General features: G+C 63.1%; 31 protein-coding genes. 16 read left to right on the forward strand and 15 right to left on the reverse strand.

The features are described 5' to 3' along the window. Nucleotides 1-11: 11 nt before the first annotated feature. From aroQ to aat, 4 genes are read left to right on the forward strand one after another with little or no spacing between them, the layout of a single operon-like run. Entirely contained in the window at nucleotides 12-446 is a 435-nt protein-coding gene (gene aroQ, locus EJ078_RS00940; protein ID WP_066989889.1) for a type II 3-dehydroquinate dehydratase, read from the forward strand. A gap of 26 nt (nucleotides 447-472) precedes the next feature. Next, a complete protein-coding gene (accB, locus tag EJ078_RS00945) occupies nucleotides 473-940 on the forward strand; it encodes an acetyl-CoA carboxylase biotin carboxyl carrier protein (RefSeq protein ID WP_127216805.1) in 468 nt (155 codons plus the stop codon). A gap of 19 nt (nucleotides 941-959) precedes the next feature. Beyond that, on the forward strand, nucleotides 960-2,303 hold the full coding sequence (accC, locus tag EJ078_RS00950; RefSeq protein ID WP_066989500.1) for an acetyl-CoA carboxylase biotin carboxylase subunit: 1,344 nt from the start codon (nucleotides 960-962) through the stop codon (nucleotides 2,301-2,303). 23 nt (nucleotides 2,304-2,326) lie between these two features. Further along, nucleotides 2,327-2,944, forward strand: coding sequence for a leucyl/phenylalanyl-tRNA--protein transferase (aat, locus tag EJ078_RS00955; RefSeq protein ID WP_066989498.1), 618 nt, complete (start codon nucleotides 2,327-2,329; stop codon nucleotides 2,942-2,944). 9 nt (nucleotides 2,945-2,953) lie between these two features. On the opposite strand, the gene EJ078_RS00960 is transcribed toward aat, so the two are convergent. From EJ078_RS00960 to EJ078_RS00970, 3 genes are all read right to left on the reverse strand, one after another. After that, nucleotides 2,954-3,337 carry a hypothetical protein gene (locus tag EJ078_RS00960; RefSeq protein WP_066989496.1) on the reverse strand — a complete coding sequence of 128 codons (384 nt, stop codon included), beginning with the start codon at nucleotides 3,335-3,337 and terminating at the stop codon, nucleotides 2,954-2,956. A 69-nt stretch (nucleotides 3,338-3,406) separates the two neighbouring features. Beyond that, nucleotides 3,407-3,988, reverse strand: coding sequence for a DUF2155 domain-containing protein (locus tag EJ078_RS00965; RefSeq protein WP_067321586.1), 582 nt, complete (start codon nucleotides 3,986-3,988; stop codon nucleotides 3,407-3,409). A 116-nt stretch (nucleotides 3,989-4,104) separates the two neighbouring features. Continuing rightward, complete coding sequence (locus EJ078_RS00970) at nucleotides 4,105-4,503, reverse strand: NADH:ubiquinone oxidoreductase subunit NDUFA12 (protein WP_127217301.1); 399 nt, start codon at nucleotides 4,501-4,503, stop codon at nucleotides 4,105-4,107. 225 nt (nucleotides 4,504-4,728) lie between these two features. Between EJ078_RS00970 and panB the strand changes: the two genes are divergently transcribed. Both panB and panC read left to right on the forward strand, forming a co-directional pair. Then, nucleotides 4,729-5,568 (forward strand): 3-methyl-2-oxobutanoate hydroxymethyltransferase, encoded by an 840-nt coding sequence (gene panB, locus EJ078_RS00975; protein WP_127217302.1) that lies wholly within the window; start codon nucleotides 4,729-4,731, stop codon nucleotides 5,566-5,568. Continuing rightward, nucleotides 5,565-6,428, forward strand: a complete 864-nt coding sequence (gene panC / locus EJ078_RS00980; protein WP_127404265.1) for a pantoate--beta-alanine ligase — start codon at nucleotides 5,565-5,567, stop codon at nucleotides 6,426-6,428. Before panB ends, panC begins: the two co-directional genes overlap by 4 nt. Here panC and EJ078_RS00985 read toward each other — a convergent pair. The 4 genes from EJ078_RS00985 to EJ078_RS01000 form a co-directional block, all read right to left on the reverse strand. Further along, on the reverse strand, nucleotides 6,425-6,913 hold the full coding sequence (locus EJ078_RS00985; protein ID WP_127246958.1) for a GNAT family N-acetyltransferase: 489 nt from the start codon (nucleotides 6,911-6,913) through the stop codon (nucleotides 6,425-6,427). The two genes, panC and EJ078_RS00985, sit on opposite strands and share 4 nt — an antisense overlap. A gap of 4 nt (nucleotides 6,914-6,917) precedes the next feature. Then, entirely contained in the window at nucleotides 6,918-8,417 is a 1,500-nt protein-coding gene (gatB, locus tag EJ078_RS00990) for an Asp-tRNA(Asn)/Glu-tRNA(Gln) amidotransferase subunit GatB (RefSeq protein WP_095824716.1), read from the reverse strand. Between the two features lie 175 nt (nucleotides 8,418-8,592). Then, complete coding sequence (locus tag EJ078_RS00995; RefSeq protein WP_066989480.1) at nucleotides 8,593-9,024, reverse strand: CBS domain-containing protein; 432 nt, start codon at nucleotides 9,022-9,024, stop codon at nucleotides 8,593-8,595. A gap of 104 nt (nucleotides 9,025-9,128) precedes the next feature. Further along, nucleotides 9,129-9,866 (reverse strand): rhomboid family intramembrane serine protease, encoded by a 738-nt coding sequence (locus tag EJ078_RS01000; RefSeq protein ID WP_127217009.1) that lies wholly within the window; start codon nucleotides 9,864-9,866, stop codon nucleotides 9,129-9,131. 426 nt (nucleotides 9,867-10,292) lie between these two features. Between EJ078_RS01000 and EJ078_RS01005 the strand changes: the two genes are divergently transcribed. The 4 genes from EJ078_RS01005 (at nucleotide 10,293) to EJ078_RS01020 (ending at nucleotide 13,387) form a co-directional block, all read left to right on the forward strand. Beyond that, nucleotides 10,293-10,931: a PAS domain-containing protein gene (locus EJ078_RS01005; RefSeq protein WP_067321654.1), complete on the forward strand. Its 639-nt coding sequence runs from the start codon at nucleotides 10,293-10,295 to the stop codon at nucleotides 10,929-10,931. A gap of 171 nt (nucleotides 10,932-11,102) precedes the next feature. After that, complete coding sequence (locus EJ078_RS01010) at nucleotides 11,103-11,717, forward strand: PilZ domain-containing protein (protein WP_067321610.1); 615 nt, start codon at nucleotides 11,103-11,105, stop codon at nucleotides 11,715-11,717. 267 nt (nucleotides 11,718-11,984) lie between these two features. Further along, nucleotides 11,985-12,590: a transglutaminase-like cysteine peptidase gene (locus EJ078_RS01015; RefSeq protein WP_127217008.1), complete on the forward strand. Its 606-nt coding sequence runs from the start codon at nucleotides 11,985-11,987 to the stop codon at nucleotides 12,588-12,590. Between the two features lie 365 nt (nucleotides 12,591-12,955). After that, nucleotides 12,956-13,387, forward strand: a complete 432-nt coding sequence (locus EJ078_RS01020) for an ankyrin repeat domain-containing protein (RefSeq protein ID WP_245459042.1) — start codon at nucleotides 12,956-12,958, stop codon at nucleotides 13,385-13,387. Nucleotides 13,388-13,422: 35 nt separating this feature from the next. Here EJ078_RS01020 and EJ078_RS01025 read toward each other — a convergent pair whose 3' ends face one another. Together EJ078_RS01025 and EJ078_RS01030 are read right to left on the reverse strand one after the other, a co-directional pair. Next, nucleotides 13,423-13,950, reverse strand: a complete 528-nt coding sequence (locus tag EJ078_RS01025) for a gamma carbonic anhydrase family protein (RefSeq protein WP_067330137.1) — start codon at nucleotides 13,948-13,950, stop codon at nucleotides 13,423-13,425. Nucleotides 13,951-13,967: 17 nt separating this feature from the next. Then, entirely contained in the window at nucleotides 13,968-14,312 is a 345-nt protein-coding gene (locus EJ078_RS01030; protein WP_095801299.1) for a hypothetical protein, read from the reverse strand. Between the two features lie 109 nt (nucleotides 14,313-14,421). On the opposite strand from EJ078_RS01030, the gene EJ078_RS01035 reads away from it, so the two are divergent. The 3 genes from EJ078_RS01035 (at nucleotide 14,422) to EJ078_RS01045 (ending at nucleotide 17,248) form a co-directional block, all read left to right on the forward strand. After that, entirely contained in the window at nucleotides 14,422-15,144 is a 723-nt protein-coding gene (locus EJ078_RS01035; protein ID WP_127403806.1) for a hypothetical protein, read from the forward strand. 132 nt (nucleotides 15,145-15,276) lie between these two features. Beyond that, on the forward strand, nucleotides 15,277-16,515 hold the full coding sequence (locus EJ078_RS01040; protein ID WP_127217230.1) for a cytochrome P450: 1,239 nt from the start codon (nucleotides 15,277-15,279) through the stop codon (nucleotides 16,513-16,515). Beyond that, the gene (locus tag EJ078_RS01045; RefSeq protein ID WP_127403807.1) at nucleotides 16,484-17,248 is read left to right on the forward strand and encodes a transporter substrate-binding domain-containing protein; all 765 of its coding nucleotides are present in this window, start codon (nucleotides 16,484-16,486) and stop codon (nucleotides 17,246-17,248) included. Before EJ078_RS01040 ends, EJ078_RS01045 begins: the two co-directional genes overlap by 32 nt. A gap of 18 nt (nucleotides 17,249-17,266) precedes the next feature. On the opposite strand, the gene EJ078_RS01050 is transcribed toward EJ078_RS01045, so the two are convergent. From EJ078_RS01050 to EJ078_RS01070, 5 genes are all read right to left on the reverse strand, one after another. Further along, nucleotides 17,267-17,611 (reverse strand): cupin domain-containing protein, encoded by a 345-nt coding sequence (locus EJ078_RS01050; protein WP_095824721.1) that lies wholly within the window; start codon nucleotides 17,609-17,611, stop codon nucleotides 17,267-17,269. A gap of 5 nt (nucleotides 17,612-17,616) precedes the next feature. After that, nucleotides 17,617-18,897, reverse strand: a complete 1,281-nt coding sequence (locus EJ078_RS01055) for an O-acetylhomoserine aminocarboxypropyltransferase (RefSeq protein ID WP_127403808.1) — start codon at nucleotides 18,895-18,897, stop codon at nucleotides 17,617-17,619. A gap of 158 nt (nucleotides 18,898-19,055) precedes the next feature. Then, a complete protein-coding gene (locus EJ078_RS01060; RefSeq protein WP_066989458.1) occupies nucleotides 19,056-19,577 on the reverse strand; it encodes a CoA-binding protein in 522 nt (173 codons plus the stop codon). After that, nucleotides 19,574-20,350 carry an AAA family ATPase gene (locus EJ078_RS01065; RefSeq protein ID WP_128294547.1) on the reverse strand — a complete coding sequence of 259 codons (777 nt, stop codon included), beginning with the start codon at nucleotides 20,348-20,350 and terminating at the stop codon, nucleotides 19,574-19,576. The genes EJ078_RS01060 and EJ078_RS01065 overlap by 4 nt, the downstream gene beginning before the upstream one ends. 45 nt (nucleotides 20,351-20,395) lie before the next feature. Continuing rightward, nucleotides 20,396-21,217 carry an enoyl-CoA hydratase gene (locus EJ078_RS01070; protein ID WP_127403810.1) on the reverse strand — a complete coding sequence of 274 codons (822 nt, stop codon included), beginning with the start codon at nucleotides 21,215-21,217 and terminating at the stop codon, nucleotides 20,396-20,398. A 148-nt stretch (nucleotides 21,218-21,365) separates the two neighbouring features. Here EJ078_RS01070 and EJ078_RS01075 point away from each other — a divergent pair, with 148 nt between their 5' ends. The 3 genes from EJ078_RS01075 to rpsI all read left to right on the forward strand — a co-directional run bounded on the left by EJ078_RS01075 (nucleotide 21,366) and on the right by rpsI (nucleotide 22,992). Further along, entirely contained in the window at nucleotides 21,366-21,827 is a 462-nt protein-coding gene (locus EJ078_RS01075) for a PaaI family thioesterase (protein ID WP_127403811.1), read from the forward strand. A gap of 224 nt (nucleotides 21,828-22,051) precedes the next feature. Then, nucleotides 22,052-22,516 (forward strand): 50S ribosomal protein L13, encoded by a 465-nt coding sequence (gene rplM / locus EJ078_RS01080; protein ID WP_066989450.1) that lies wholly within the window; start codon nucleotides 22,052-22,054, stop codon nucleotides 22,514-22,516. Further along, the gene (rpsI, locus tag EJ078_RS01085) at nucleotides 22,516-22,992 is read left to right on the forward strand and encodes a 30S ribosomal protein S9 (protein WP_066989448.1); all 477 of its coding nucleotides are present in this window, start codon (nucleotides 22,516-22,518) and stop codon (nucleotides 22,990-22,992) included. The genes rplM and rpsI overlap by 1 nt, the downstream gene beginning before the upstream one ends. Before the next feature lie 57 nt (nucleotides 22,993-23,049). On the opposite strand, the gene EJ078_RS01090 is transcribed toward rpsI, so the two are convergent. Next, nucleotides 23,050-23,958, reverse strand: coding sequence for a LysR family transcriptional regulator (locus EJ078_RS01090; protein WP_127403812.1), 909 nt, complete (start codon nucleotides 23,956-23,958; stop codon nucleotides 23,050-23,052). Nucleotides 23,959-23,977: the final 19 nt, after the last annotated feature.

A 23,977-nucleotide genomic window follows, 5' to 3' on the forward strand; every position in this document is an offset into this window, starting at 1 on the left:
GGTCGGCATATTTGAAAACGATTTTCGTCCTGAACGGTCCCAATCTCAATGCACTCGGCAAGCGCGAGCCGGGGATCTATGGCGGCAAGACGCTTGCCGCCATCGCCGAGGATTGCAAGGCCGCCGGCACGGCGCTCGGGCTCGAGATCGATTTTCGTCAGTCCAATCACGAAGGTGATCTCGTCGACTGGATCCAGGAAGCCGGTGAAAAGGCCGCAGGCATCGTCATCAATCCCGGGGCCTACAGCCATACCTCGATTGCCATTCACGACGCCATCCGCGCCATCGCGCCGCTGCCCGTCGCTGAAGTCCATCTTTCCAATATCCACGCGCGGGAGCCTTTCCGCCACGTCTCCATGGTCGCGCCGGTCGCTGTCGGCATGATCTGCGGGTTCGGGCCACTCGGCTATACGCTTGCGCTGCAGGCACTGGCGGCGCGCCTGTGACCGGCTCCCAAACAGAAGGCTCGAAAATGTCGATAAAGAAGAACGGTGTTGACCAGCAGCTGATCCGCGACTTGGCGGGCATACTGAACGACACCAACCTGACCGAGATCGAGGTCGAGCTCGGCGATCTGAAAGTGCGCGTGTCGCGTCAGTCTCAGGCCGTCCACGCGGTCGCTGCTCCGCTTCCTATGCTGTCCGCGGCGGTTGCCGGGCCGGCTCAGGCGGTAGCGCCCGCGCCCGCAACGGCAGCCGATCCTTCCAAGAACGCCGTGCCCTCGCCGATGGTCGGCACCGCCTATCTCGCGCCCTCGCCCGACGCCAAGGCGTTCATCGAGATCGGCCAGAAGGTGAAGGAAGGCCAGACGCTGCTCATCATCGAAGCGATGAAGACGATGAACCAGATTCCCTCGCCGCGCGCCGGCACGGTGACGGCGATCCTGATCGAGGACGCCCAGCCGGTCGAATACGGCATGCCGCTCGTGGTCATCGAGTAGAGCCGGGAACAGCGGGCAGATGTTCCAAAAAATCCTCATCGCCAATCGCGGCGAAATCGCGCTTCGGGTGCTGCGCGCCTGCAAGGAGCTCGGCATCCAGACGGTGGTGGTCCATTCGACGGCCGATTCCGACGCCATGCATGTGCGGCTTGCCGACGAAAGCGTCTGCATCGGCCCGCCGCCGTCACGCGAAAGCTATCTCAACATTCACCAGATCGTCGCCGCTTGCGAGATCACCGGCGCCGATGCCGTGCACCCGGGCTACGGCTTCCTGTCAGAAAACGCCAAGTTCGCCGATATCCTCGCCGCCCATAACATCACCTTCATCGGCCCTTCGGGCGACCATATCCGCATCATGGGCGACAAGATCGAAGCCAAGCGCACGGCAAAGCGCCTCGGCATCCCGGTGGTGCCTGGTTCGGACGGCGCGATCAGCGACGAGAAGGAAGCAAAGCGCATTGCCGCCGCGATCGGCTATCCGGTGATCATCAAGGCTTCGGCCGGCGGCGGCGGCCGCGGCATGAAGGTCGCCCGCACCGAAGCCGACCTCGAAGTGGCGCTGCAGACCGCCAGATCAGAAGCCGGCGCTGCCTTCGGCGACGATGCCGTTTACATCGAGAAATATCTGGAAAAGCCGCGCCATATCGAATTGCAGGTGTTCGGCGACGGCGCCGGACGCGGCGTGCATTTCGGCGAGCGCGACTGCTCGCTGCAACGCCGCCACCAGAAGGTGTGGGAGGAAGCGAACTCACCGGCCCTCAACGCCGAGGAACGTGCGCGCATCGGCGGCATCTGCGCCAAGGCGATCGCCGATCTTGGCTATTCCGGCGCCGGCACGATCGAATTCCTCTACGAGAACGGTGAATTCTATTTCATCGAGATGAACACACGCCTGCAGGTCGAGCATCCGGTGACCGAAGCGATCACCGGCATCGACCTCGTGCATGAACAGATCCGTGTCGCCTCCGGCGGCGGACTGTCGGTCAAGCAGGAAGACATCAAGTTCAACGGCCACGCCATCGAGTGCCGCATCAACGCCGAGGATCCGCGCACGTTCACGCCGTCGCCCGGTACGATCACGCATTTCCACACGCCGGGCGGCCTCGGCATCCGCGTCGATTCCGGCGTCTATTCCGGCTACCGGATCCCGCCCTATTACGACAGCCTGATCGGTAAGCTGATCGTGCATGGGCGCAACCGCGTCGAATGCATGATGCGGCTGCGCCGGGCGCTCGACGAATTCGTCGTCGACGGCATCAAGACGACGCTGCCGCTGTTCCGCGACCTCGTCGGAAATCCGGATATCGCCAACGGCGATTACGACATCCACTGGCTTGAGAAATATTTGGCCAAGGAGGAATAGGATCTTGCGGTTATAATGGCGCAATGACTCGTCCCTACGCGCCCGGCTACCGCATCCCGACCGACCTGCTGCTGAAAGCCTATGCCTCGGGCGTGTTCCCGATGGCAGAGAGCGCCACCGACCCGGAAGTGTTCTGGGTGCGGCCGGAGACGCGCGGCATCATCCCGCTCGACGGATTCCACACGCCGCGCAGTCTGAAGAAGACGATCCGCAGGCACCCTTTCGACATCCGCTACGATTTCGACTTCGAGGCGACGATCGACGGCTGCGCGGAAAGGCGCGACGAGCGCCGCTCGACCTGGATCAACGCGCCGATCCGCGAAGCCTATGTCGAGCTCTATCGGCTGGGCCACTGCCATTCCGTCGAGGCGTGGCGCGAGGGCCGGCTGGCCGGCGGTCTCTATGGGGTGTCACTCGGGCGCGTCTTCTTCGGCGAAAGTATGTTCGCCCGGGAAACCGACGCCTCGAAGACCTGCCTCTATTATCTCGTCGAGCGGCTGAACGAACGCCGCTTCGCGCTCCTCGACACGCAGTTCACCACCGAGCACCTGAAGCGCTTCGGCGCCATCGACGTGCCGCGCAGCCGCTACGAAAAAATGCTGGCAGAGGCCCTGAAGGGCGACGCGGTCTTTTATCCCTGAGGTAAGCGGTCACCCGCTCGCAGTTTCAATTGGCGTCTGGGAATGAAACATCATCTTCCAGCCATCGGCGCGATGAACATAGCCGGTGCTGACGAGAGCGGCATAGGGCTCGCCGTTTTCCCGCGTCGCGCGCGCCTCGTAGGTTAGCATGACGATATCGCTGCCGGGTTCGACCATGCCTTTCAGCCGAATGTCGAGATCGCGCCAGCGATTGGGCTTGGTGGCGGTCTTGGCCAGATCGGCATTGGTCATCGCCTGCGCCATCTCCGGAAAGGCGACGAGGCAATCCACATCGGCGTGGGCCGCGAAATACGCGGAATCGCCGGTCCAGAAGCCTTTCTCGATATCGAGAAGCTCTTTCTTGCTGGCAGTGATCGGCCTGATCGTTGCCATGGAAATCTCCCGTCGCCATCACCGTTTATCCAACGGATTGCGAAAAAGAGGGTTCCGAGAGTTCCGAGATCAGTTCGTGTCTGTGGTGTCGGCGCCATCCGGCGCGGGCGCCGCGTCCGACGGCTCAGGCGCTGCCTCGGCAGGCGGCTCCTGCACGGGCGGCTTCGGCTTGGCGGCATTCGTCTTCGGCTTGCCCGTATCGGCTTTGGCGGCGGTCGGCGGCGGCACGTCCGATTTTTGCTTGCAGCCCTTCAGCCAGACGTCATAGACGGCGTGCTCGACCGCGTTGAGACCGGGGCTTTCGGCGAACATCCAGCCGGTAAAGATACGGCGGATCTTGCGATCGAGCGTGATCTCGTCGACCTCGACGAAGGAATCGGTCTTCGGCTGTTCGGTCTCAGGCCGAGAGTAGCAGACGCGCGGCGTCACCTGCAGGGCGCCGAACTGCACCGTCTCGTCGATATAGACGTCGAAGGTGATGATGCGGCCGGTGATCTTGTCGATGCCGGCGAATTCGGCGACCGGATTGGTGATGCGGTCGGAAACCGCCGGCGCCGCCGGTGTCTGCGCGGCGGCGAACCCTGCCGTCGAGGCAGCCAGAACGGACGCTGCCGCGAACAGTCCCGTCGAGAGTCGGCCGAAAGAGTTCATGCAGGGATACCGGTGGTTGCGCCCGGGTGATTCTCTAAATCGCCCAAGGCTAGTCAGGGCTGCGCTATCAGCAAGCAGCTAAACGCCAATTGTGGCGACAAAAGACCGAAACGCGTTTACGAACCGGGCGTCCAAGCGTCGTAGTCGCCGGTGACTTGCGGGCGATGCTGGTTGGTCAGAATGGAACCTTGCGGGCGATAGGCGCGCGGCGTTCCTGTGAGGTTGGGACGGTGCGGCTTCTGCCAATCACGAGCCTTATAGCTTTCGCTCGACGGAGGCGTGTCGACGCGATGATGCATCCAGCCATGCCATCCCGGAGGGATCTTCGAGGCTTCGGAATAGTCACGATAGATGACCCAGCGGCGGGTGCGACCTTCCGAATCGATGCCGCCCTCGTAATAGACGTTGCCGACCTCGTCCTCGCCGACCTTGTTGCCGAAGCGCCAGGTGTGGAAGCGCGTGCCAAGCGTCTGGCTGTTCCACCAGGTGAAAAACTGCAGCAGGAAAGTCTTCATCCAGATCCTCGTTGCGGCAGCGGCCGCGCCGTTTCCTGCTTATGGCGTCAGGTCAACGCGAAGGCAAGGGTTTTGCCCAGCCTGCGATGTAAATGCTTCGTGCGCTAAATCGATACACGCGTGGAGATATCGCCACCTCGGCTTGCCAAGCGTTTGCGCAGTTTCTAAAGCTCGCACGCCCGGCAAAGCTGGCGGCCGGCCCGCGCCGGTTGAGGGAGGTGACGATTGGCCCCAGAACGGTCCACCGGCAATCGGATCGGCGCCGAAGACATTCGCCGCCGCAAGGGCGGCGTGCCGATCGTCTGTCTCACCGCCTATACCTATCCGATAGCCCGCATGCTCGATCCGCATGTTGACCTGCTTCTGGTCGGCGACAGCGTCGCCATGGTGCTGCATGGCCATGCCACGACGCTCGGCGCTTCGCTGGAGATGATGATCGCGCATGGACAAGCGGTGATGCGCGGCTCGGCGAAGGCCTGTGTGGTGGTCGACATGCCGGCAGGCAGCTACGAGGCCTCAGTGGCGCAAGCCGTTGCCTCGGCAAGGCGCATCATCGGCGAGACGGCCTGCCAGGCGGTCAAGCTCGAGGGCGGGGTCGACATGGCCGCGCAGATCGCGGCAATCGTCGCGGAAGGCATCCCGGTCATGGGCCATATCGGCCTGCAGCCGCAGTCGGTGAACAAGGAGGGCGGCTACAAGATCAAGGGCAGGAGCAGGGAAAACATCGCCGCCCTTTTTCGCGACGCCGAAGCGGTTGAAAAGGCCGGCGCCTTCTCGGTCGTCATCGAGGGCACGGTCGAGGCGGTGGCTGCGGACCTCACCCGGCATATCGCGATCCCGACCATCGGCATCGGCGCCAGCGGCGACTGCGGCGGCCAGATCCTGGTGGTAGACGACATGATCGGCATGACCGTCGACCTCGTGCCGAAATTCGTCAAGGAATACGCAAAGCTGCGCGACACCATTGCGGATGCGGCGGCGCGTTACGCCGACGAGGTGCGCAGCCGCGCATTTCCCGGACCTGACCACGTTTTTTCGGCGGCATCGGGCAAGGACCAGGCATGAGCGGGCCAATCGTCGTCGAGAGCGTTGCGGCCCTTCGCGCGCAGATCCGGGATTGGCGCCGGGCTGGCCTCAAGATCGCGATGGTGCCGACCATGGGCGCGCTGCATGACGGCCACATCTCGCTGGTCAGGATCGCGCTCAAAAAGGCGGAGCGCTGCGTCGTCTCCGTCTTCGTCAATCCGACCCAGTTCGCGCCGACCGAGGACCTGGACAAATATCCGCGCCAATTGGCCCGCGATCTCGACCAACTGCGGGAAGCAGGCGTGCATCTGGCCTTCACGCCAGGCGTGGCGGAAATGTACCCGGCCGGCTTCGCCACCAAAATCTCGGTCGGAGGCCCCTCCTCCGGCCTGGAGACGGATTTTCGGCCTGCCTTCTTCGACGGCGTCGCCACTGTCGTGGCCAAGCTTTTCCTGCAGGCAGCGCCCGACTGTGCCGTGTTCGGTGAGAAGGACTACCAGCAGCTTTGCGTTGTCAGGCAGTTGTGCCGTGATCTCGATCTGCCGGTCGAGATCGTCGGCGCGCCGACCGTGCGTGATTCCCGCGGCCTCGCCATGTCGTCGCGCAACGCCTATCTCGGCGCGGCCGAGCTCGAGATCGCGCGCAAATTCAACGTGGTTCTGCGTCAGACCGCGGCCGAACTCGCGTCCGGCGCGGATGAGGCACGTGCGGTGAGTGAGGCTGCCGAAGCGCTCGTCAGGGCGGGCTTTCGGAAGGTCGACTACGTCGCCGCGCGGGAGGCCGCAACGCTCGCGCCCTGGCGACGAGACCGCGACGGCCGCCTGCTCGCGGCGGCCTGGCTCGGCACCACCAGGCTGATCGACAATGTGGAAATCCCTGCCGCTCCGCCGGCGCTTTAGCCGAGCCGCTTCTCCAGGATGAGCGCGGGCCATCCCGAACTGCCGCCGCAATCCGCTGTCCTGCCTGCCGTCCGAAATCCGTTCGCCTCGTAGAAGGCGATCGCCGCCGCATTCGCCTGCTCGACCTCCAGACGCAGCGTCCGCATCTGCGGAAAACTGGCCTCGACTTCGTCGAGCAGCGCCTGGCCGATCCCTTGCCGCTGACAATCCGGAGATACGTGGAGCTGGTTCAGAAGGACGATCTTCGGGTCGGTGGTGGCGGTCGCGAAAGTCATGCCGCCAAGCCGCTTGCCATCGTCAGCGACCAGGAATTCGGAATTCGGCCGGGCCAGCTGCGCCTTGAGCGAAGCAAGAGAATGCCAGTCGTCGGTGATCGCCGTTACATGCTCGGCGCCGTAAATGGCGTCATAGATCGCATACCACGTCTCGACCAGCAGCGCGCGGATCGCAACAAGATCGTGCTCGCTGGCGGTGCGGACGAACATCGCTCTATTCGATGCCGAGCTTGGCCTTGACCAGCTCGTTGACCGCCTGCGGGTTCGCCTTGCCGCCGGTCGCCTTCATCACCTGGCCGACGAACCAGCCGGCCATGGTCGGCTTGGCGCGCGCCTGCTCGGCCTTGTCCGGATTGGCGGCGATGACCTCGTCGACCGCCTTCTCGATGGCGCCGGTGTCTGTCACCTGCTTCATGCCGCGGCTTTCGACCAGTTGGCGCGGATCACCCCCCTCGTTCCAGACGATCTCGAACAGGTCCTTGGCGATCTTGCCGGAGATCGTGCCCTCCTTGATCAGGTCGACGACGGTACCGAGCTGCTCAGGCGAAAGCGGAGCGTTTTCAATATCTTTGCCAGCCTTGTTGAGAGCGCCCAGCAGGTCGTTGATGACCCAGTTGGCGGCAAGCTTGCCGTCGCGCCCCGAGGCCACCTTCTCGAAATAGTCGGCGATCGGCTTTTCCGAGACCAGCACCGAGGCGTCGTAGGGCGATAGGCCTAGCGAGCCGATCAGCCGCGCCTTCTTCTCGTCCGGGAGTTCCGGCAGATGCTGTGCCAGATCATCGACATAGGCCTGGTCGAACTCCAGCGGCAGAAGGTCGGGGTCGGGGAAATAGCGGTAGTCATGCGCCTCTTCCTTGGAGCGCATCGAGCGCGTCTCGCCCTTGTTGGGGTCGAATAGGCGCGTCTCCTGCTCGATCGAGCCGCCGTCTTCGAGGATGGCGATCTGACGGCGCGCTTCGGACTCGATGGCCTGGCCGATGAAGCGGATCGAGTTGACGTTCTTGATCTCGCAGCGCGTGCCGAACGCGCCACCCGGGCGGCGCACCGAGACATTGACGTCGGCGCGCAGCGAACCCTCGTCCATGTTGCCGTCGCAGGTACCGAGATAGCGCATTATGGTACGCAGCTTGCTGACATAGGCCTTGGCCTCGTCGGCAGAGCGCATGTCCGGCTTGGAGACGATCTCCATCAGCGCAACGCCGGACCGGTTGAGGTCGACATAGGACATTGTCGGATGCTGGTCGTGCATAGACTTGCCGGCATCCTGCTCCAGATGCAGGCGCTCGATGCCGACCTCGATGTCCTCGAACTCGCCCTGCCGGTCCGGTCCGACCGAGACGATCACCTTGCCTTCGCCGACGATCGGCTGCTTGTACTGCGAGATCTGATAGCCCTGCGGCAGGTCCGGGTAGAAATAGTTCTTCCGATCGAAGACCGACTTGTGGTTGATCGCGGCCTTCAAGCCCAGCCCGGTGCGGATCGCCTGCTTGACGCATTCCTCGTTGATCACCGGCAGCATGCCGGGCATCGCCGCGTCGACCAGGCTGACATTGGCGTTGGGCGCCGCGCCGAAAGAGGTCGAGGCGCCGGAGAACAGCTTTGCCTCGGACGTCACTTGCGCATGCACTTCGAGCCCGATGATGATTTCCCAGTCGCCGGTGGCGCCGGAGATCAGGCGTTTCGGGTCGGGCGTGCGGGTATCGATGATGCTCATGGAGGCCTATGGGTCGCATTCGTGGCTGGCGCGATTTTGCTTATCGCGTTGCGAAAATCGCATCACTCGCTAGTGCAAACCGTTCCTTGAGACAAGTCCAAAGCCGCGCGCAGGCCTCCAGGCAGCTTGCGCTTGTAAGCCCACGGGCTGTGCTGGCGGCACCTTCCCGCCTGTATCAGGCGGTGGCGATGTAGGCCCGGATCTCCTCGGCCTCGCGCTCGACATCCTCGATCCGGCGCTTGACCACATCGCCGATCGACACGATGCCGTCGAGCATCCCGTCCTTCTCCACCGGCAGGTGGCGGAAGCGACCCTTCGTCATGATCTCCATGACCTCGTTGACCGTGTGGTTCTCGTTGCAGATCTTGACCTTCGGCGTCATGGCCGATCGGACCGGAATATCGAGCGCGGCCGCGCCCTCCCTGGCCAATACTCGCACGATGTCGCGCTCGGAAAGGATGCCGACGATCTTGCGGTCGCCATTGGTGATGACCAGCGCGCCGATCCTATGCTCGGTCAGGATGCGAATGGCTTCGCTCAGCTTTTCATTAGGCCCGAGTGTGAACACGTCATGGCCTTTTTGCTCAAGAATTGCCTTCACAGTCATGGCGTCCTCCTGTGCCTTGCCCGCCGGCTCCTGCCCTGACCGGCATTCACGTTCCGGTGAACATGGTGCGCCGTGATTGGTTGCATTTCAAGTGCGCCGCAGTGCTACTCGGGCGGCTGGGGCCGATCGAAAAAGCGCACGCCGAAAAAGCCGGCGACAAAGCCGCCGATATGGGCTTCCCAGGCGATCTGTCCCTCGATCCCCGGCGCAAAGCCGAGAAGGCCGGTGGCGAGGTTGATCACCATCCAGACGCCGAGGAAGGTCATGACGCCGCGCGAACGCAGCACGATTGCGATCGGCAACGGCTCGCCGGCGAAGGCCGCCTGGCCTGACGAGCGATCGATCCGGAAGCCGTAGCGCGCCGCAGCTCCCATCATGCCCGAGATCGCGCCGGAAGCGCCGACCAGCGGCATCTCGCCATAAGGGTGCATGGCCCAGAACAGCGCGACCGAAGCCAGCCCGGTCACGGCGTAGAACACCGCAAATCGGGCCGCGCCGAAACGATTGGCGAGCGGTGAGCCGAAAGCGGCAAGCCAGACCATGTTGACGGCAATGTGAGCGAGGCCCCCATGCATGAAAGCATAGGTGAAGGGGCGCGTGAACAGGAACCAGTCGAAGCCGTATCGGCCGGTGTAGAGCACCGGAATGAAGGCTCCGTCGTAGAGCAGCATCATTTGCTGGTCGTCGTTCAGCACATATCGCTCCAGCAGGAAGACGATCGCGCAGATCCCCATCACCGCCAGCACAACCGGCGGCAAGTTGAACACCGGCTCGCGGCGCGGCTCCGGCGCCTCGTCGTCTGGTTGCAATTCGGATTCGGTCGGTGTTACCGGTTCGCTCATGGCCTCTTCGCAGCTGGCTGGAGACTCGATTTCGGCCGAAGCATGTAGTTCACGCCGGATCGAATCACAAACCGCGAATCGCCCCAAGCTGAAATCGGATAGCGCCTGGATCGGCGACGCTGCGAATCAAAAGAAAGCCGTCCAGGTTTCCCTGAACGGCCGGTCGAGTCCCCTGCTCCCCGAAAACTGACTGAAGCGCTGCCGATCGCTGCTGAAACGACCGTTTTGGAGTGGTTTTTGACATGCCACAGGCCCGGTCGGCGCGCAACGTAAACCACTTGTTAACCTTAACGACCCCGAGACGTGAACAAACGTTAACGATGCTGGCACGCATCCTGCTCCGCACCGCATGAAGGTCATCGGAGGGCGCCCTGTCTGTTCGCCGATGGGACAACAAGAAAGACAGATTGCCGGAGCGGAATGGAAATGAATCAGAACGGATCAATCGCGCTGTTCCAATATTGGAACCGGCTGCGTGATGGCCGCCCGGCTCCGAAACGCTCGGAAGTGGAGCCGGCGGACATCAAGACGCTCCTGGCCGATACGTTCATCCTGGAGCGCGACACACGCGCGGAAGCCGTGTTCCGGCTGGCCGGCACCAGGCTCTGCGCCTATTACGGCCGCGAGCTCAAAGGGTTTTCCTTCCCCTCGCTCTGGCGCGAGAAGGACCAGCGGCTTATGTCGCGTCTCATCCACGGCGTCTTCGACCAGAAATCGGTGCTGCTTCTGACCTATGAAGGATTCAGCCGAAACGGTCGTTCCAGCAAGTTCGAGCTGCTGGCGCTGCCGCTCGATGGCGGCGTCGAGAGCCCTCGCTGCCTCGGCATCGTTAGCGCCGCGGATCGGCCGTTCTGGCTTGGTGCCGACCCGCTGGCGGACGCCCTGATCGACGCGATTCGGGTCATCGATCCCGACAAGGACCCGATGTTCCTAAAGAACCGGCCGGCGATCGATGTTCCGTCGCTCGTGCCGACGGAGTTCGACGCGCCCGAGACCATTTCGGCGCTCGGCCGCGTACGCCGGATACGGCATCTCGTCGTCTTCGACGGCGGGCGCAACGAGTAGAGCGGATCGCGAGATTTTGCCCCGATCTGGTCCAGGCCTTTGCCTTGCGTGGGCGTCCGCCCCCAACCCATTTGGGCCGGCTTTTTCCCGTTTGTTAACCTGCTTTGCTGTAGCTTTTTCCGGTGAAATTCCTCGCACGTCGCGCGGAATGCCAACGGGGTGTAGGCAGTCATGAGGTCAGCGGCGGAATTTGCGCCGTCCCGTGTGGAGCGGCGCAATTTTCAGCGTGTCCGGGTGAAAATCTACGGACGCTTCATGCTGGAGGACCGCACGGAACACGCGTGCCAGGTGATAGACATGTCGCCAGGCAATGTCGCCTTGCGCACCGATCGCGTCGGCATGCCGGGGGAAAAGGTCATTGCCTATATCGATCACATCGGTCGCATCGAAGGCATCGTGACGCGCACCTCGCAGGACGGTTTCGCGATGACCGTCATCGCTTCGGACCGCAAGAAGGACAAGCTCGCCGCGCAGCTCACCTGGCTTGCGAACAAGCATGAGCTCGACCTGCCGGAAGACCGCCGCCACGAGCGCGTCGCGCCGCGCAATCCGATGAGCGTGCTGCAGCTCACCGACGGGCGACAGTATCAGTGCCGCATCATCGACCTGTCGCTCTCGGGCGCGGCGATCGAGATCGACGTCAAACCAGCAATCGGCGTGCAGGTCATGCTGGGAACGATGCGCGGCCAGGTCGTGCGTCACTTCGAGGACGGCGTCGCCATTGAGTTTGCCGTCATCCAGCGGCCGGAAACCTTGGATTCGGAATTCAACGCGCCGCGGTCCTGACCGCTTAGAATGCGGACATGCATCCAACCGGCCTCCAGCGGCCGGTTTTTTGTTGGCCGGATCAGGGCCTTCTAGCAGCCGGGCGGCATGTCGAGACGCCACGTGATCCGGGTGCGGCGGCCGGTTTAGATTCTCAACAATCCGCAGTCGAGATAGTTCAAATTTTATATTTAATCTACGGGCGTTTTACTCAATCTCTACTTCCGGTTTTTGCGTCAAATAAATCCCAACGTGGCACAGTCTCTCTCAAACGGGGAGACTACCATAATGAAAATGACGAGGGGCAAGCTGTTGCTCTTGGCAATGGCGATGCAGCTTTCCGCCTGGGGCACGGCAAGCGCGGGACCGCTGTTCATGCATACGGGTGGCCGCACCACCCAGCCCGTCGGCCATTATGAACTCTGCCAGCGTATCCCCATCGAATGCAATGAGAGGACGCCGAATGGGTCTCCTGTCGAGCTGACCCGCAAGCTGTGGGCGACGATGATCAAGGTCAACAATTCGGTCAACACCCGCGTCAAGCCACGTACCGATATGGAGATCTACGGGGTCGAGGAATACTGGGCCTATCCCGACAACGGTTTCGGCGACTGCGAGGACTTCGCGTTGGAGAAGCGCCGCGAATTAATGGCCGCCGGTGTCCCCGCCGGCGACCTTTTGATGACGGTCGTGCGCCAGCCGAACGGCGACGGCCACGCGGTGCTGACGGTGCGCACCAGCCTCGGCGAGTTCATCCTCGACAATCTCGAGCCGAAAGTGCTCGCCTGGAACGACACGGTCTACACCTACCTCAAACGTCAATCGACAGAGAATTCAGGCGTTTGGGTTTCGATCAACGACGGCCGCGAGGACGCGGTCGCCAGCGTCCGCTAGGATCCCAATGCATGCTGCCCCAAGATGCGCAGGGCTTTTGGGGCAACACGAAGAGATTAAGCACGCCGCATTCATACGGCGTGCCTGGAAAAAGCCCGGTCGAGTCCCCACCCTCCCCGTCCCCAACGACCGGGTTTTAGGAGCCGGCCCTGTCCCCGGGCCGGCTCCGCTTTTTTTGCCGCCGCCTGCGGGCCTTTCTCGTAACGGCAGACCGGAGCACTATGGCCGTTTATTTTTGGATGGACGGCGATGCTGGAAATCCCTGACGACCGCTGCGAGCGCGCCAAGCTGTTCAAGGCGATAGACGACGCCTTCAAGGCGGGCGATTTCGATGGGCTTGGCAAGGCGCTCGGCGGCTCCGCGCAATGGTACGACGAGAGGATGCCGTTCGAGCTCGGCCTCGGCCATCCCTTGGAATACGCGTCTATTGGAGCCCGGCCGGCTTCATCGTCACGCTGCTTGATGCAGGCTCGAATCCGAATTACGAGGATCCCGCCGGCTTCCCGTCGATCATCGCCGCGCTATCCACCGAGCGGCCGGACAGGCTGCAGCTTATCCAGATCCTGCTCGAGCAGGGCGCCGACCCGAACATGCGCGGGGTCAACGACTGGACGCCTCTGCATTACGCCGTGGCGCAGCGCGACGCCGAGGCAATCCGCCTGCTGCTGGCGTCGGGCGCGGATCCGTCGCTCAGGACGCGCATCGATGATTGTGAAACCGCCCTGGAAGGTGCAGACCGCGCCGGTTTCGAAGCGGGGGCGTCGCTACTGCGTGAGGCGATGTCCCGACGCAGTTGATAAGGTCGCCGGCGAAGCGGCGGACTGAACCGCTCTCAGAGTTCCTTCAATCCGGTCTTGAAGCGCCTGCCGTTGGCGACATAGTGCGCGGCCGAGACCCGCAGCCTCTCGATTGCCGCGTCATCCAGCACCCTTATCACCTTGGCGGGCGAGCCGACGATCAGCGAATTGTCCGGGAAAACCTTGTTTTCGGTCACCAAGGCGCCGGCGCCGACCAGCGAATTCTTGCCGATCCTCGCGCCGTTGAGAACGATGGCGCCCATGCCGATCAGGCTGTTGTCGCCGACCGTGCAGCCATGCAGCAGCGCGCGATGACCGATCGTGCAGCCCTGCCCGATGCTGAGCGGATAGCCCGGATCGGTGTGCATGACCGTATGTTCCTGCACATTGGTGTCGGCGCCGATGGTGATCGTTTCACCGTCGCCGCGGATGACGACGCCGAACCAGAAGCCGGCATTGCGGCCTATCGCGATATCGCCGATCAGCGTGGCGTCGGGGGCCACCCAATTGGTTTCGGCGTCTTCGAACCGGGGCGCCTTCCCGTCGATCGCATAGATCGGCATCTTTTCTCCGATTCGTTTCAAGCCGAGAATTCGGCGGAGCTTAGGAGACCCGTTGCCCAGGAAGCAATGGTGATCAGCACGATGCCGAGCGCCAGTGCCCACGCAATCGCCGTGCAGCCGCAGGAAAGCAGCGCCAGCGTGCCGATGCGTCCCTCGCGCCGCGCAGCCAGAGCATCATTGGTGAGCATGAACGGGCCGGCGCAGGCGGTCACCGCGAGCGAGCGCACAATATGGGCAGGCGTGACATAGGGTTCGGCGAAGGCCAGCCGGCCACCGCAGACGATTTCCATCGCCGAGCCGGCGAGGCCGCAAGCCGTCAGGCCGACCGCAAAAGCGTAGAGAGGGAGCAGCATGAGATCCATCTTTACCAACCGTTTACCATGAGACCGCACAGTCGTGCCGACGCGCTGCAAGAGCCATGCCGCGCTAGTTGTGCCACCTGAGGACAGGTGAGCGGATCGGGGAATTGCGATGAGAGAGGCAGCCGCCGCGGAGGAATTCGAGGTTGTCGACTCGACCTTGATGAAGCGGGTCTTCTATGTCTTCGCGGCGCTCGCCCTGCTTTCGGTGGTTATCAGTCTCGGCGGCAAATGGCTCGGCCGGTCGATCGCCATGGCCGGCTACACCGACGACACGACCGTGCGCCAGGTCGTCATGGGCAACAATGTGATCAGTGTGCCGGCCAACTTCATCCGCTTCGACCAGGCCAGGCGCGACGGAAACGCCTCGCGCCTCGACCTTTATCTGCGCTATCCTGAAATGGACGGCTACAGCACCGCCGCGCGCGGCGACTTCAACCACACCACGACCAGGAAGATCATCTTCCTGTCATTCGAGCCGCGGATGATGTCGCGCGACATGAGCGGCCGTTTCGCGCCGATCTACAGCGCCCTGATCGTCAAGCCGGGCACACCCGGCCCGGGCGGGACGACGCTCTACGGCTTCGCCGAGAAATCGGGCTATCTCAACGAGGTCCTGGCGGTCGCCGACCGCCCCGGCAAAGACCCGTTCGTCGCCCGCTGCCTGAGCGGTCCAAGTGCCGAGGAATCGCTGGCCCCCTGCGAGCGCGACATCCAGGTCGGCGACGATCTCAGCCTCACCTACCGCTTCCCGCGCGAGTTGCTCGGGAACTGGCAGGTGCTCGATGCCGCGATCGCCACCAAGGTGGCCGGTATCCTGAAAACGGGACGCTGAAGCGCTGCGCCGGAGCCATGGGCGCGCCACCCGCTCTTCCTCTCCAGCGGCCAGCCTGGCTCAATATATCGGCACGACCGGCTCGGCGATGCGGTCTGGCATCGGGCCGGCAAGGCGCGCTATTGGTCGAACATGATGCCACCCTATCTCACGTTCGACCCCGTCAGCCGCCGCCTGCGCCTCGACCCGCATGAACCGGCCTTTGTGCAGAACCCGTATGAGGGCTACGCCTTCTTGCACGGCGCTTCGAACGCCTTCTTCTGGGAGAATTACGGTTTTTGGTGTTTCGGCGGCTTCGACGACGTCAACCGCCTGCTTCGCGATCGTCGCTTCGGCCGCCAGAACCCGGCCGGCATTCCCGACAGCCGCGGAGTTGGCGACGACCGTTCGCACCTGACCGCCTTCGACGCCATCGAAGCCAATTCGATGCTTGAGCTCGAGCCGCCGGTGCACACGAGGTTGCGGACACTGGTCAATCGGGCCTTCGTCTCGCGCCAGGTCGAGCGGCTGCGGCCGCGCATCGAGGCTCTGGCCAATGAGCTGATCGACCGCTTCGAGCCGGGCTCCGTCGATCTTCTGCCCGCTTACGCCTCGCCCTTGCCGATCACCATCATCGCCGAGATGCTCGGCGTTCCGGTCGAGATGGGGCCGCAACTGCTCGACTGGTCGCATCAGATGGTCGCCATGTACATGCACGGCCGCACGCGCGAGACCGAGGAGACGGCCAACCGCGCCGCGCACGATTTCGCGGCTTTCCTGCGCGGCTATGTCGCCGAGCGGCGCAAGAGACCCGACGACGATCTGCTTTCGCTGCTGATCGAGGCCCAGGACAACGGCCAGAAGCTCTCGGAGGACGAGCTGGTTTCCTCAGCTATCCTTCTGCTCAACGCAGGGCACGAAGCGACTGTGCACCAGACCGGAAATGCCGTGAGAACGATCCTCGCGCAGGGCGGCGATGGGCGCCGCTTCTTTGCAACACCGGAGGCCAATGCCGCCACGGTCGAGGAATGCCTGCGCTACGATGCGCCGCTGCACATGTTCCTGCGCTATGCCTATGAAGAGATGGAAGCTGCTCCGGGCATTTTGCTCAAGCCCGGAGAGACGGTGGCGCTGCTGCTCGGCATGGCCAATCACGACCCGCTGGCTTTCGCCGGACCGGCCACATTCAACCCGGCGCGGACGGACCAGAAGAACGTGTCGTTCGGCGCCGGCATCCACTTCTGCATCGGCGCGCCGCTGGCCAGGCTGGAGTTGCAGGTGTCGCTGAAGACGCTGTTCGACCGGCTGCCGGATCTAGGCCTGACGGAAGAGCCGCGCTTCCGCGACACCTATCATTTTCATGGATTGGAAGCGCTCTCGGTGCGCTTCTGAGCCGCAAAAATCCGAAGATCTGAAAATGAGATTCGCCTTTCTGCAGGAACCGCCCTTCTGCTTCACCGATGCATCCGGGAAAGTCGGCGGCTGCGACGCGATGCTGGCCGAGAAGATCTTCGCGATGTCCGAAACGACGGCTTTCACGCCCGTCGAGACTGGATTCGCCGAGTTACTGCCGGGACTGGCCGACGGCCGCTGGGACATGACCACCGGCCTGTTCATCTCGGAAGAGCGCAGCAAGCTGGTGGACTTCAGTCGCCCGATCTGGTCGCTGCCGGACGGCTTGATGGTCGCCAAGGGCAACCCGCTCGACCTTGAAGGCTATCGCTCTCTTGCAGGCCACCCCTCCGCGAGGCTTGGCGTGATATCGAACCAGATCCAGCATCGGACGGCCCTGCAGAATGGCGTGCCGCCGGAGCGGATCAGTGTGTTCACCACGCAGGCCCAAGCGGCGGAGGCGGTGGCTACCGGCATGGTGCAGGCCTATGCCAGCGTCGCCATGGCGCATCGCGGCTACATCGCGCGGCGACCGGCTGCTCTGGCCGATGTCATTGACGTTCCCGCGTCCGAACGGCTGCCCGCCGCCGGCGCGTTTGCGGTCGCCAAAGGCAACGACGCGTTGAGGCGGCGTGTGGATGATTGTCTGGGCGACCTGCTTGGAAGCCGGTGGCACCGCGACCTGATGGCCGGATTCGGTTTCTCCGAAGCGGATGTCGACCGGCTGCTCTAACAGCCCGGCAAGCGCGCTTCACAGCTTGATCACATATTCCTTGCGAGTCGTCTCCACCACTTCCCAGGTCCCTTTGAAACCCGGCCGCAGCACAAAACTGTCGCCGGCCTTGACCGTGCGCGCGTCGCCGCCGTCTTCGGCGATCACCGAGACGCCGGACAGGATGTGGCAGAATTCCCATTCGTCATAGACGATGCGCCACTTGCCCGGCGTCGCTTCCCAGATGCCGGCATAAAGGCTGCCGTCCCGCTCCTCGACATTCCAGGTGCGGAATTTCGGATCGCCGGAGATCAAGCGTTCCGGGGCCGGCGCGCCGGCCTCCGGCTCGACAGTTTCGGGATCAACCGCGAGAAAGGCGGACATCGTGCTCAGACCTTGCTCAGCGCCTGTTCGAGGTCGGCGACGATGTCGTTGACGTCCTCGATGCCGATCGACAGGCGGACCGTGTCCGGGCCGGCACCGGCCTTTACCTTCTGCTCGTCGGACAGTTGCCGGTGCGTGGTCGAGGCCGGGTGAATGACCAGCGACTTGGTGTCGCCAACATTGGCGAGGTGCGAGAACAGTTCCAGCGCCTCGACGAACTTGACGCCGGCCTCGTAGCCGGCCTTGAGGCCAAAGGTGAAAACGGCGCCGGCACCCTGCGGCGAGTATTTCTTCTGCAGCGCATTGTTCTTGTCGCTCGGCAGTCCGGGATAGTTCACCCAGGCGACTTTTGGATGGTTGGAAAGCCAGGCGGCGACGCTCGCGGCGTTGTCGCAATGACGCTGCATCCTGAGCGGCAAGGTTTCCAGGCCGGTCAGGATCAGGAAGGCGTTGAAGGGCGAGATCGCCGGGCCGAGGTCGCGCAGGCCGAGCACGCGCGCGGCAATGGCAAAGGCGAAGTTGCCGAAAGTCTCGTGCAGGACGAGGCCGCCATATTCAGGGCGAGGCTCCGACAGCATCGGGTATTTGCCCGACTTCGACCAATCGAAGGTGCCGCCGTCGACGATGGCGCCGCCGATCGAATTGCCGTGGCCGCCGATGAACTTGGTCAGCGAATGCACCACGATGTCGGCGCCATGCTCGATCGGCCGCACGAGATAGGGCGAGGCCAGCGTGTTGTCGACGATCAGCGGCAGGCCGTGCCTGCGAGCGATGTCGCCGATCTTCTCGATGTCGACGAAGATGCCGCCCGGATTGGCGAGGCTTTCGATGAAGATCGCCCTGGTGTTGTCGTCGATTTGGCTCTCAAAGGTCGATGGATCGTTGGTATCGGCCCAGCGGACCTCCCAGCCATAATTCTTGAAGGCGTGGCCGAATTGGTTGATGGAGCCGCCATAAAGCTTTGTGGCAGATACGAAATTGTCACCCGGCCGCATCAGATTGTGGAAGACGATGACCTGGGCGGCGTGGCCGGAGGCGACGGCCAGCGCGGCAGTGCCACTTTCGAGCGCGGCGAGACGCTCCTCGAGAACCGCCTGCGTCGGGTTCATGATGCGGGTATAGATGTTGCCGAAGGCCTTCAGCCCGAACAGCGAGGCGGCGTGGTCGGCGTCATCGAAGACATAGGAGGTGGTCTGATAGATCGGCGTGGCGCGCGCGCCGGTCGCCGGGTCCGGCTTGGCGCCGGCATGGACGGCGAGCGTGTTGAAACCGGGCGTACGGGTCATCGAAGCCTCCCTCTCAAACTTGCGAAAATCGCCGGGCATTCTTGGCCAAGCGCGGTCGTGAATGCAAAGAACAAAATACCTTTCGGCGTGCGATCTGCGGCGAACGCCCGGGAAAATCCATTTCTTCCCGGAATAATTTTGCGCGCCTGGTTGTCCGTCTATTTCTGGCGCACGCCAAAACTCTGGAAACCCTTGCGCATCAATGGCTTCTTCGACGACAGCACGCCGGAGTTGACGCCGGTCCAGCCGATCTCGCCCGACAGCTTGCCATATTCGATCTTGGGACAGCGGTTCATGACCACCTTGATGCCGGCTGCCTCGGCGCGCGCGGCGGCCTCGTCATGGCGAACACCTAGCTGCATCCAAACGACCTTCGGCAGCGGATCGAGCTTCAGTACCTGCTCGACGATGCCAGGGACAGCGGCCGAGCCGCGAAAAATGTCGATCATATCGACCGGATGCGGCAGGTCGGCCAGGCTGGCATAGACCGTCTGTCCAAGGATCTGCTTGCCGGCATGACCGGGATTGATCGGCAACACCGAAAAACCCTTGGCCAGCAGATATTTCAGCACGAAATAGCTTGGCCGCACGTCGTTGGGCGAGGCGCCGACCATGGCAATGGTCTTCACCGAGTTCAGAATGCCGGCAATGTAGCTGTTGTCGTAGGCGTCGTGATTCATGGCTCGTCCTCATACAGCGCATCGGCGAGAAAGGCAGCCGGATCGCTGCAGAAGTCACGCATCATGCGAAAATGATCGGTGTCCTGAAAATTAATCAGATCGAGGCCGATGCGGCTGATGCGGAAGAGCCGCGCGTTCGGGCAGGCCATCAGCAACGGAGAGTGCGTCGCCATGATCACCTGCGCGGTGCCGGACCGCTCCATGCGCTGAAGCAGCTTCAGCAACTCGATCTGGCGCGTCGGCGAGAGCGCGCTTTCGGGCTCGTCGAGGATGTAGATGCCCTGTCGTCGGCAGCGTTCCTCGAAGAAGCGGATGAACCCTTCGCCATGCGACCATGACAGGAAGTCCGGCGGCGCTCCGCCGGACTCCAGCGCCGCCTGGTCAAGATAACGAGCCACGGAGTAAAAGGACTCCGCCCGGAAGAACCAGCCCGCGGTGACCTTCGGCAGCCAATGGCAGCGCAGCGCAGCGGCAAGTGCAGCACCACTCTTGTCGATGGCGCCTGAGTGGTCGACGGGCATATAACCTTTGCCGCCGCCGGCCTCGTCATAGCCGGCCAGCGCGCCGATGGCTTCGAGCAGCGTCGATTTGCCGGTGCCGTTCTCGCCAATGATGATGGTGATGGCCGACGTGAATTCGAACTCGAACTCGCGATCCCGGAAGATCGGCAGGCTCCATGGATATCCGTCCCAATCCGCGACGCGCGAAGAGTCAAGCAGAATGCGCTTGAGATAGGGCGCTTTCAGCCGCGTCACTTGCTTGCGGGCAGCCACGTCGGACCTTCAATCATAAAAAAGCGCGCTGCATTCTCGGGTCAATTATTCGTCGGCCCATTCCGGCTTGCGCTTGCCGATGAAGGCGGCGATGCCTTCCTCGGCGTCGCGCGCCAGCATGTTTTCCACCATCACGCGGCCGGTATAGGCGTAGGCGTCGGCCAGCCCCATTTCGGCCTGGGCGTAGAACGCCTCCTTGCCGGTCTTGACCACCAAAGACGATTTTGAAGCAATGGTTTGCGCGTATTTGTTGACAACCTGATTCAGATATTCGCGCGGCACGATCCGGTTGACGAGACCGAACTCCTTGGCCGTCGCCGCATCGATCGTCTCGCCGGTGAGAAGCATTTCCATCGCTTGCTTGCGCGAGGCGTTGCGCGACAGCGCAACCATCGGCGTCGAGCAGAACAGGCCGATATTGACGCCGGGCGTGCAGAAGGTCGCTTCGTGCGAGGCGATGGCGAGGTCGCAGCTCGCGACAAGCTGCAGTCCGGCCGCGGTAGCCAAACCGTCGACCTCGGCGATCACCGGCCTCGGATGGCGCACGATGGTCTGCATCAGCTTTGCGCAGGCGACAAAGATCTTTTCGAAGAAGGCGCGGCCGCGATCCGGTTCTGCGCGGTGCGCCGTCATTTCCTTGAGGTCGTGGCCGGCGCAAAACACTTTGCCTGACGCTGCCAGGATGATGACGCGTACGGATTTGTTGTCCTTCACGCGGTCGAACTCGGCCTGCAGCGCCGCCATCGTCGCCAGCGACAGCGCGTTGGCCGGCGGGCTTGCAAGAGTGAGGCGCAGCACGCCCTTGTCTTGGCTGACAAGAACCGGGCCGTCGGCGACGGCGGGCTTGATGGTGAGGACTTCGGCCATTTTTGAACCTCTCGATCAGCGGTCCCGGGTTATGGAGCAACAGAACTAACATGCTGCCGATTGAAGAACAGCCGCGAGACGTGTTTTCTCCGTGGCACCGTTTGGTCCAGGCGCGCCGCCTGGAACTTCCCGTATATAGGAATCGCGCATGCCCGCTCAAAGCAATCTCAAGCCGGTGCTGACCGCGGCCGAAGTCAACGCGGTGATGGCAAACGTCTATCCGCAGCTCAACGACCAGTTCTCCTTCTATGAGGCGCTGGAAGTGTTTCCGGGCGGCTGCACGGTGCGGCTCAATGCCGACCAGCGCCATCTGCGCCCCGGCGGCACCGTCTCGGGTCCCGCGCTGTTCACGCTTGCCGACATTGGCGGCTATGTGTGCGTGCTCAGCCATGCCGGGCCGGATGCGCTTTCGGTGACGACCAATCTCAATATCAACTTCATGCGCAAGGCCGAGGCCGGACCGATTGACGGCCATTGCCGTATCCTTAAGCTCGGAAAGAGCCTGATGGTCTTCGACATCGACATCGTCGCCGGGCCCGACCGGCACACGGTGGCCCACGCCACAGGGACCTATTCGATCCCGCCGAAGCGAATGGATGAGGTAAAATAATACCGTTTCGCCAATTGATTGTTTTTGCTTTATTTTCAGCGCCAATAGAGTTTCCGCTTGGCTTGACGCATCCGGCACCCTCGCCTATAAGCCGTCACGAAACAGCGGCCGCAAGGGCCGCCGTTTTGTTATTGCCGGACGGCTTGGCCTCTCCGTCAATTCAAGCAACAAAAAACGCCTGTTCCTGCCGTTCGCGGACAGGACGGTCAACCTGAGAGCAAAACATGGCTACCTTTTCGCAGAAGCCTGCGGATGTGGTGAAGAAGTGGGTGCTGATCGACGCCGAGGGTCTCGTCGTCGGCCGCCTTGCCACTGTCATCGCCAACCATCTGCGCGGCAAGCACAAGCCCACTTTCACCCCGCATGTCGATGATGGCGACAATGTAATCGTCATCAATGCCGACAAGGTGGTGTTCACCGGCAAGAAGTACACCGACAAGGTCTATTACTGGCACACCGGCCATCCCGGCGGCATCAAGGAGCGCACCGCGCGCCAGCTGCTCGAGGGCCGCTTCCCCGAGCGCGTCGTCGAGAAGGCTGTCGAACGCATGATCCCGCGCGGCCCGCTTGGCCGCCGCCAGATGAAGAATCTCCGCGTCTATGCAGGCACTGAGCATCCGCACGCGGCCCAGCAGCCCGTCACGCTCGACGTGGCCAAGCTGAACTCCAAGAACAAGAGGGCCTCGTAATGGCTGAGCTTTCCTCGCTCGCAGAACTCGGGACTGTCACGACCGCCGCGCAGCCGGCCGCGCCTGTCCACGTCCAGAAGCTCGACAAGTCGGGCCGCGCCTATGCTACCGGCAAGCGCAAGAACGCCATCGCGCGCGTCTGGGTGAAGCCGGGCTCCGGCAAGATCATCGTCAACGACAAGGAATTCGCGACCTATTTCGCGCGTCCCGTGCTGCAGATGATCCTCAACCAGCCGATCGTCGCCGCCAACCGCGCCGGCCAGTACGACATCGTCGCCACCGTCATCGGCGGCGGTCTTTCCGGCCAGGCGGGCGCCGTGCGTCACGGCATCTCCAAGGCGCTGACCTATTACGAGCCGGGCCTGCGTTCGGTGCTCAAGAAGGGCGGCTTTCTCACCCGCGACAGCCGCGTGGTCGAGCGCAAGAAATACGGCAAGGCCAAGGCGCGCCGCAGCTTCCAGTTCTCGAAGCGCTAAGCGCTACGGGTCCCCAGCTTTCGAAAAGGCCGCCTCCGGGCGGCTTTTTTGTTTCCGTCACCAGTGCCCGGCCGGCGTTTTTATGTAGTCGATGAACGCGCGCAGCGGTGCCGGCACCAAGCGCCGGCCAGGGTAATAAAGAAACGGCCCCGAGAAGCTTTGCCACCAGGGCTGGAGCACAGGTTCCAGAACGCCGCTGTCGAAATACGGGCGCACCCAGTCCTCGAAGAGCCAAAGGATGCCGAGGCCGGCGATCGCCGCATCGACAGCGAGATCGACGCCACCACCGATGCTGACGACCAACGGCCCCGTGGGATCGACCCGCACCACCTCGCCGTCCCGCTCGAACTCCCAAGGCGTCATGACCCCGCTCGGGAAGCGGCCGCGCACGCAGGCATGGCCAAGCAGGTCGCGCGGGTGCTGCGGCCGACCGTGCCGGTCAAGGTAGGACGGCGCGGCGGAGGTCGTGAAGCGCTGCGCGCGCGGTCCGATCGGCACCGCGATCATGTCCTGCTCCAGCCGCTCGTCATAGCGGATTCCGGCGTCGCAGCCGGCCACCAGCACATCGACAAAGTTCTCCTCGGCGATCACCTCCAGGCGAATGGCGGGATAGGCCGCGAGAAATCGCGGAACGATTTTGGGCAGCACCAGCCGCGAGGCGCTTATCGGCACGTTGAGACGCAAGGTTCCGGCGGGCCGGTCGCGAAAGCCGTTCACCACATCGAGCGCAGCTTCTACCTCGCCCAATGCGGGGCCGAGCCGCGCCAGCAGGCTGGCACCAGCTTCGGTCAAAGCAACGCTGCGCGTGGTGCGGTTGAAGAGCCTAACACCGAGTTGGGTTTCCAGACGGCGGATGGCTTCGCTGAGCGCTGACGCGCTGCCGGCCGTGGCGCGAGCTGCTTCGCGAAAGCCGCCGGCGCGGGCCACGGCCATGAATGCCTGGAGATCGTTGAGTTCGGCCGCCATTGTCCTAAATTTCGTACAA

This window comes from Mesorhizobium sp. M1A.F.Ca.IN.022.06.1.1, assembly GCF_003952605.1.
Classification (GTDB): domain Bacteria; phylum Pseudomonadota; class Alphaproteobacteria; order Rhizobiales; family Rhizobiaceae; genus Mesorhizobium.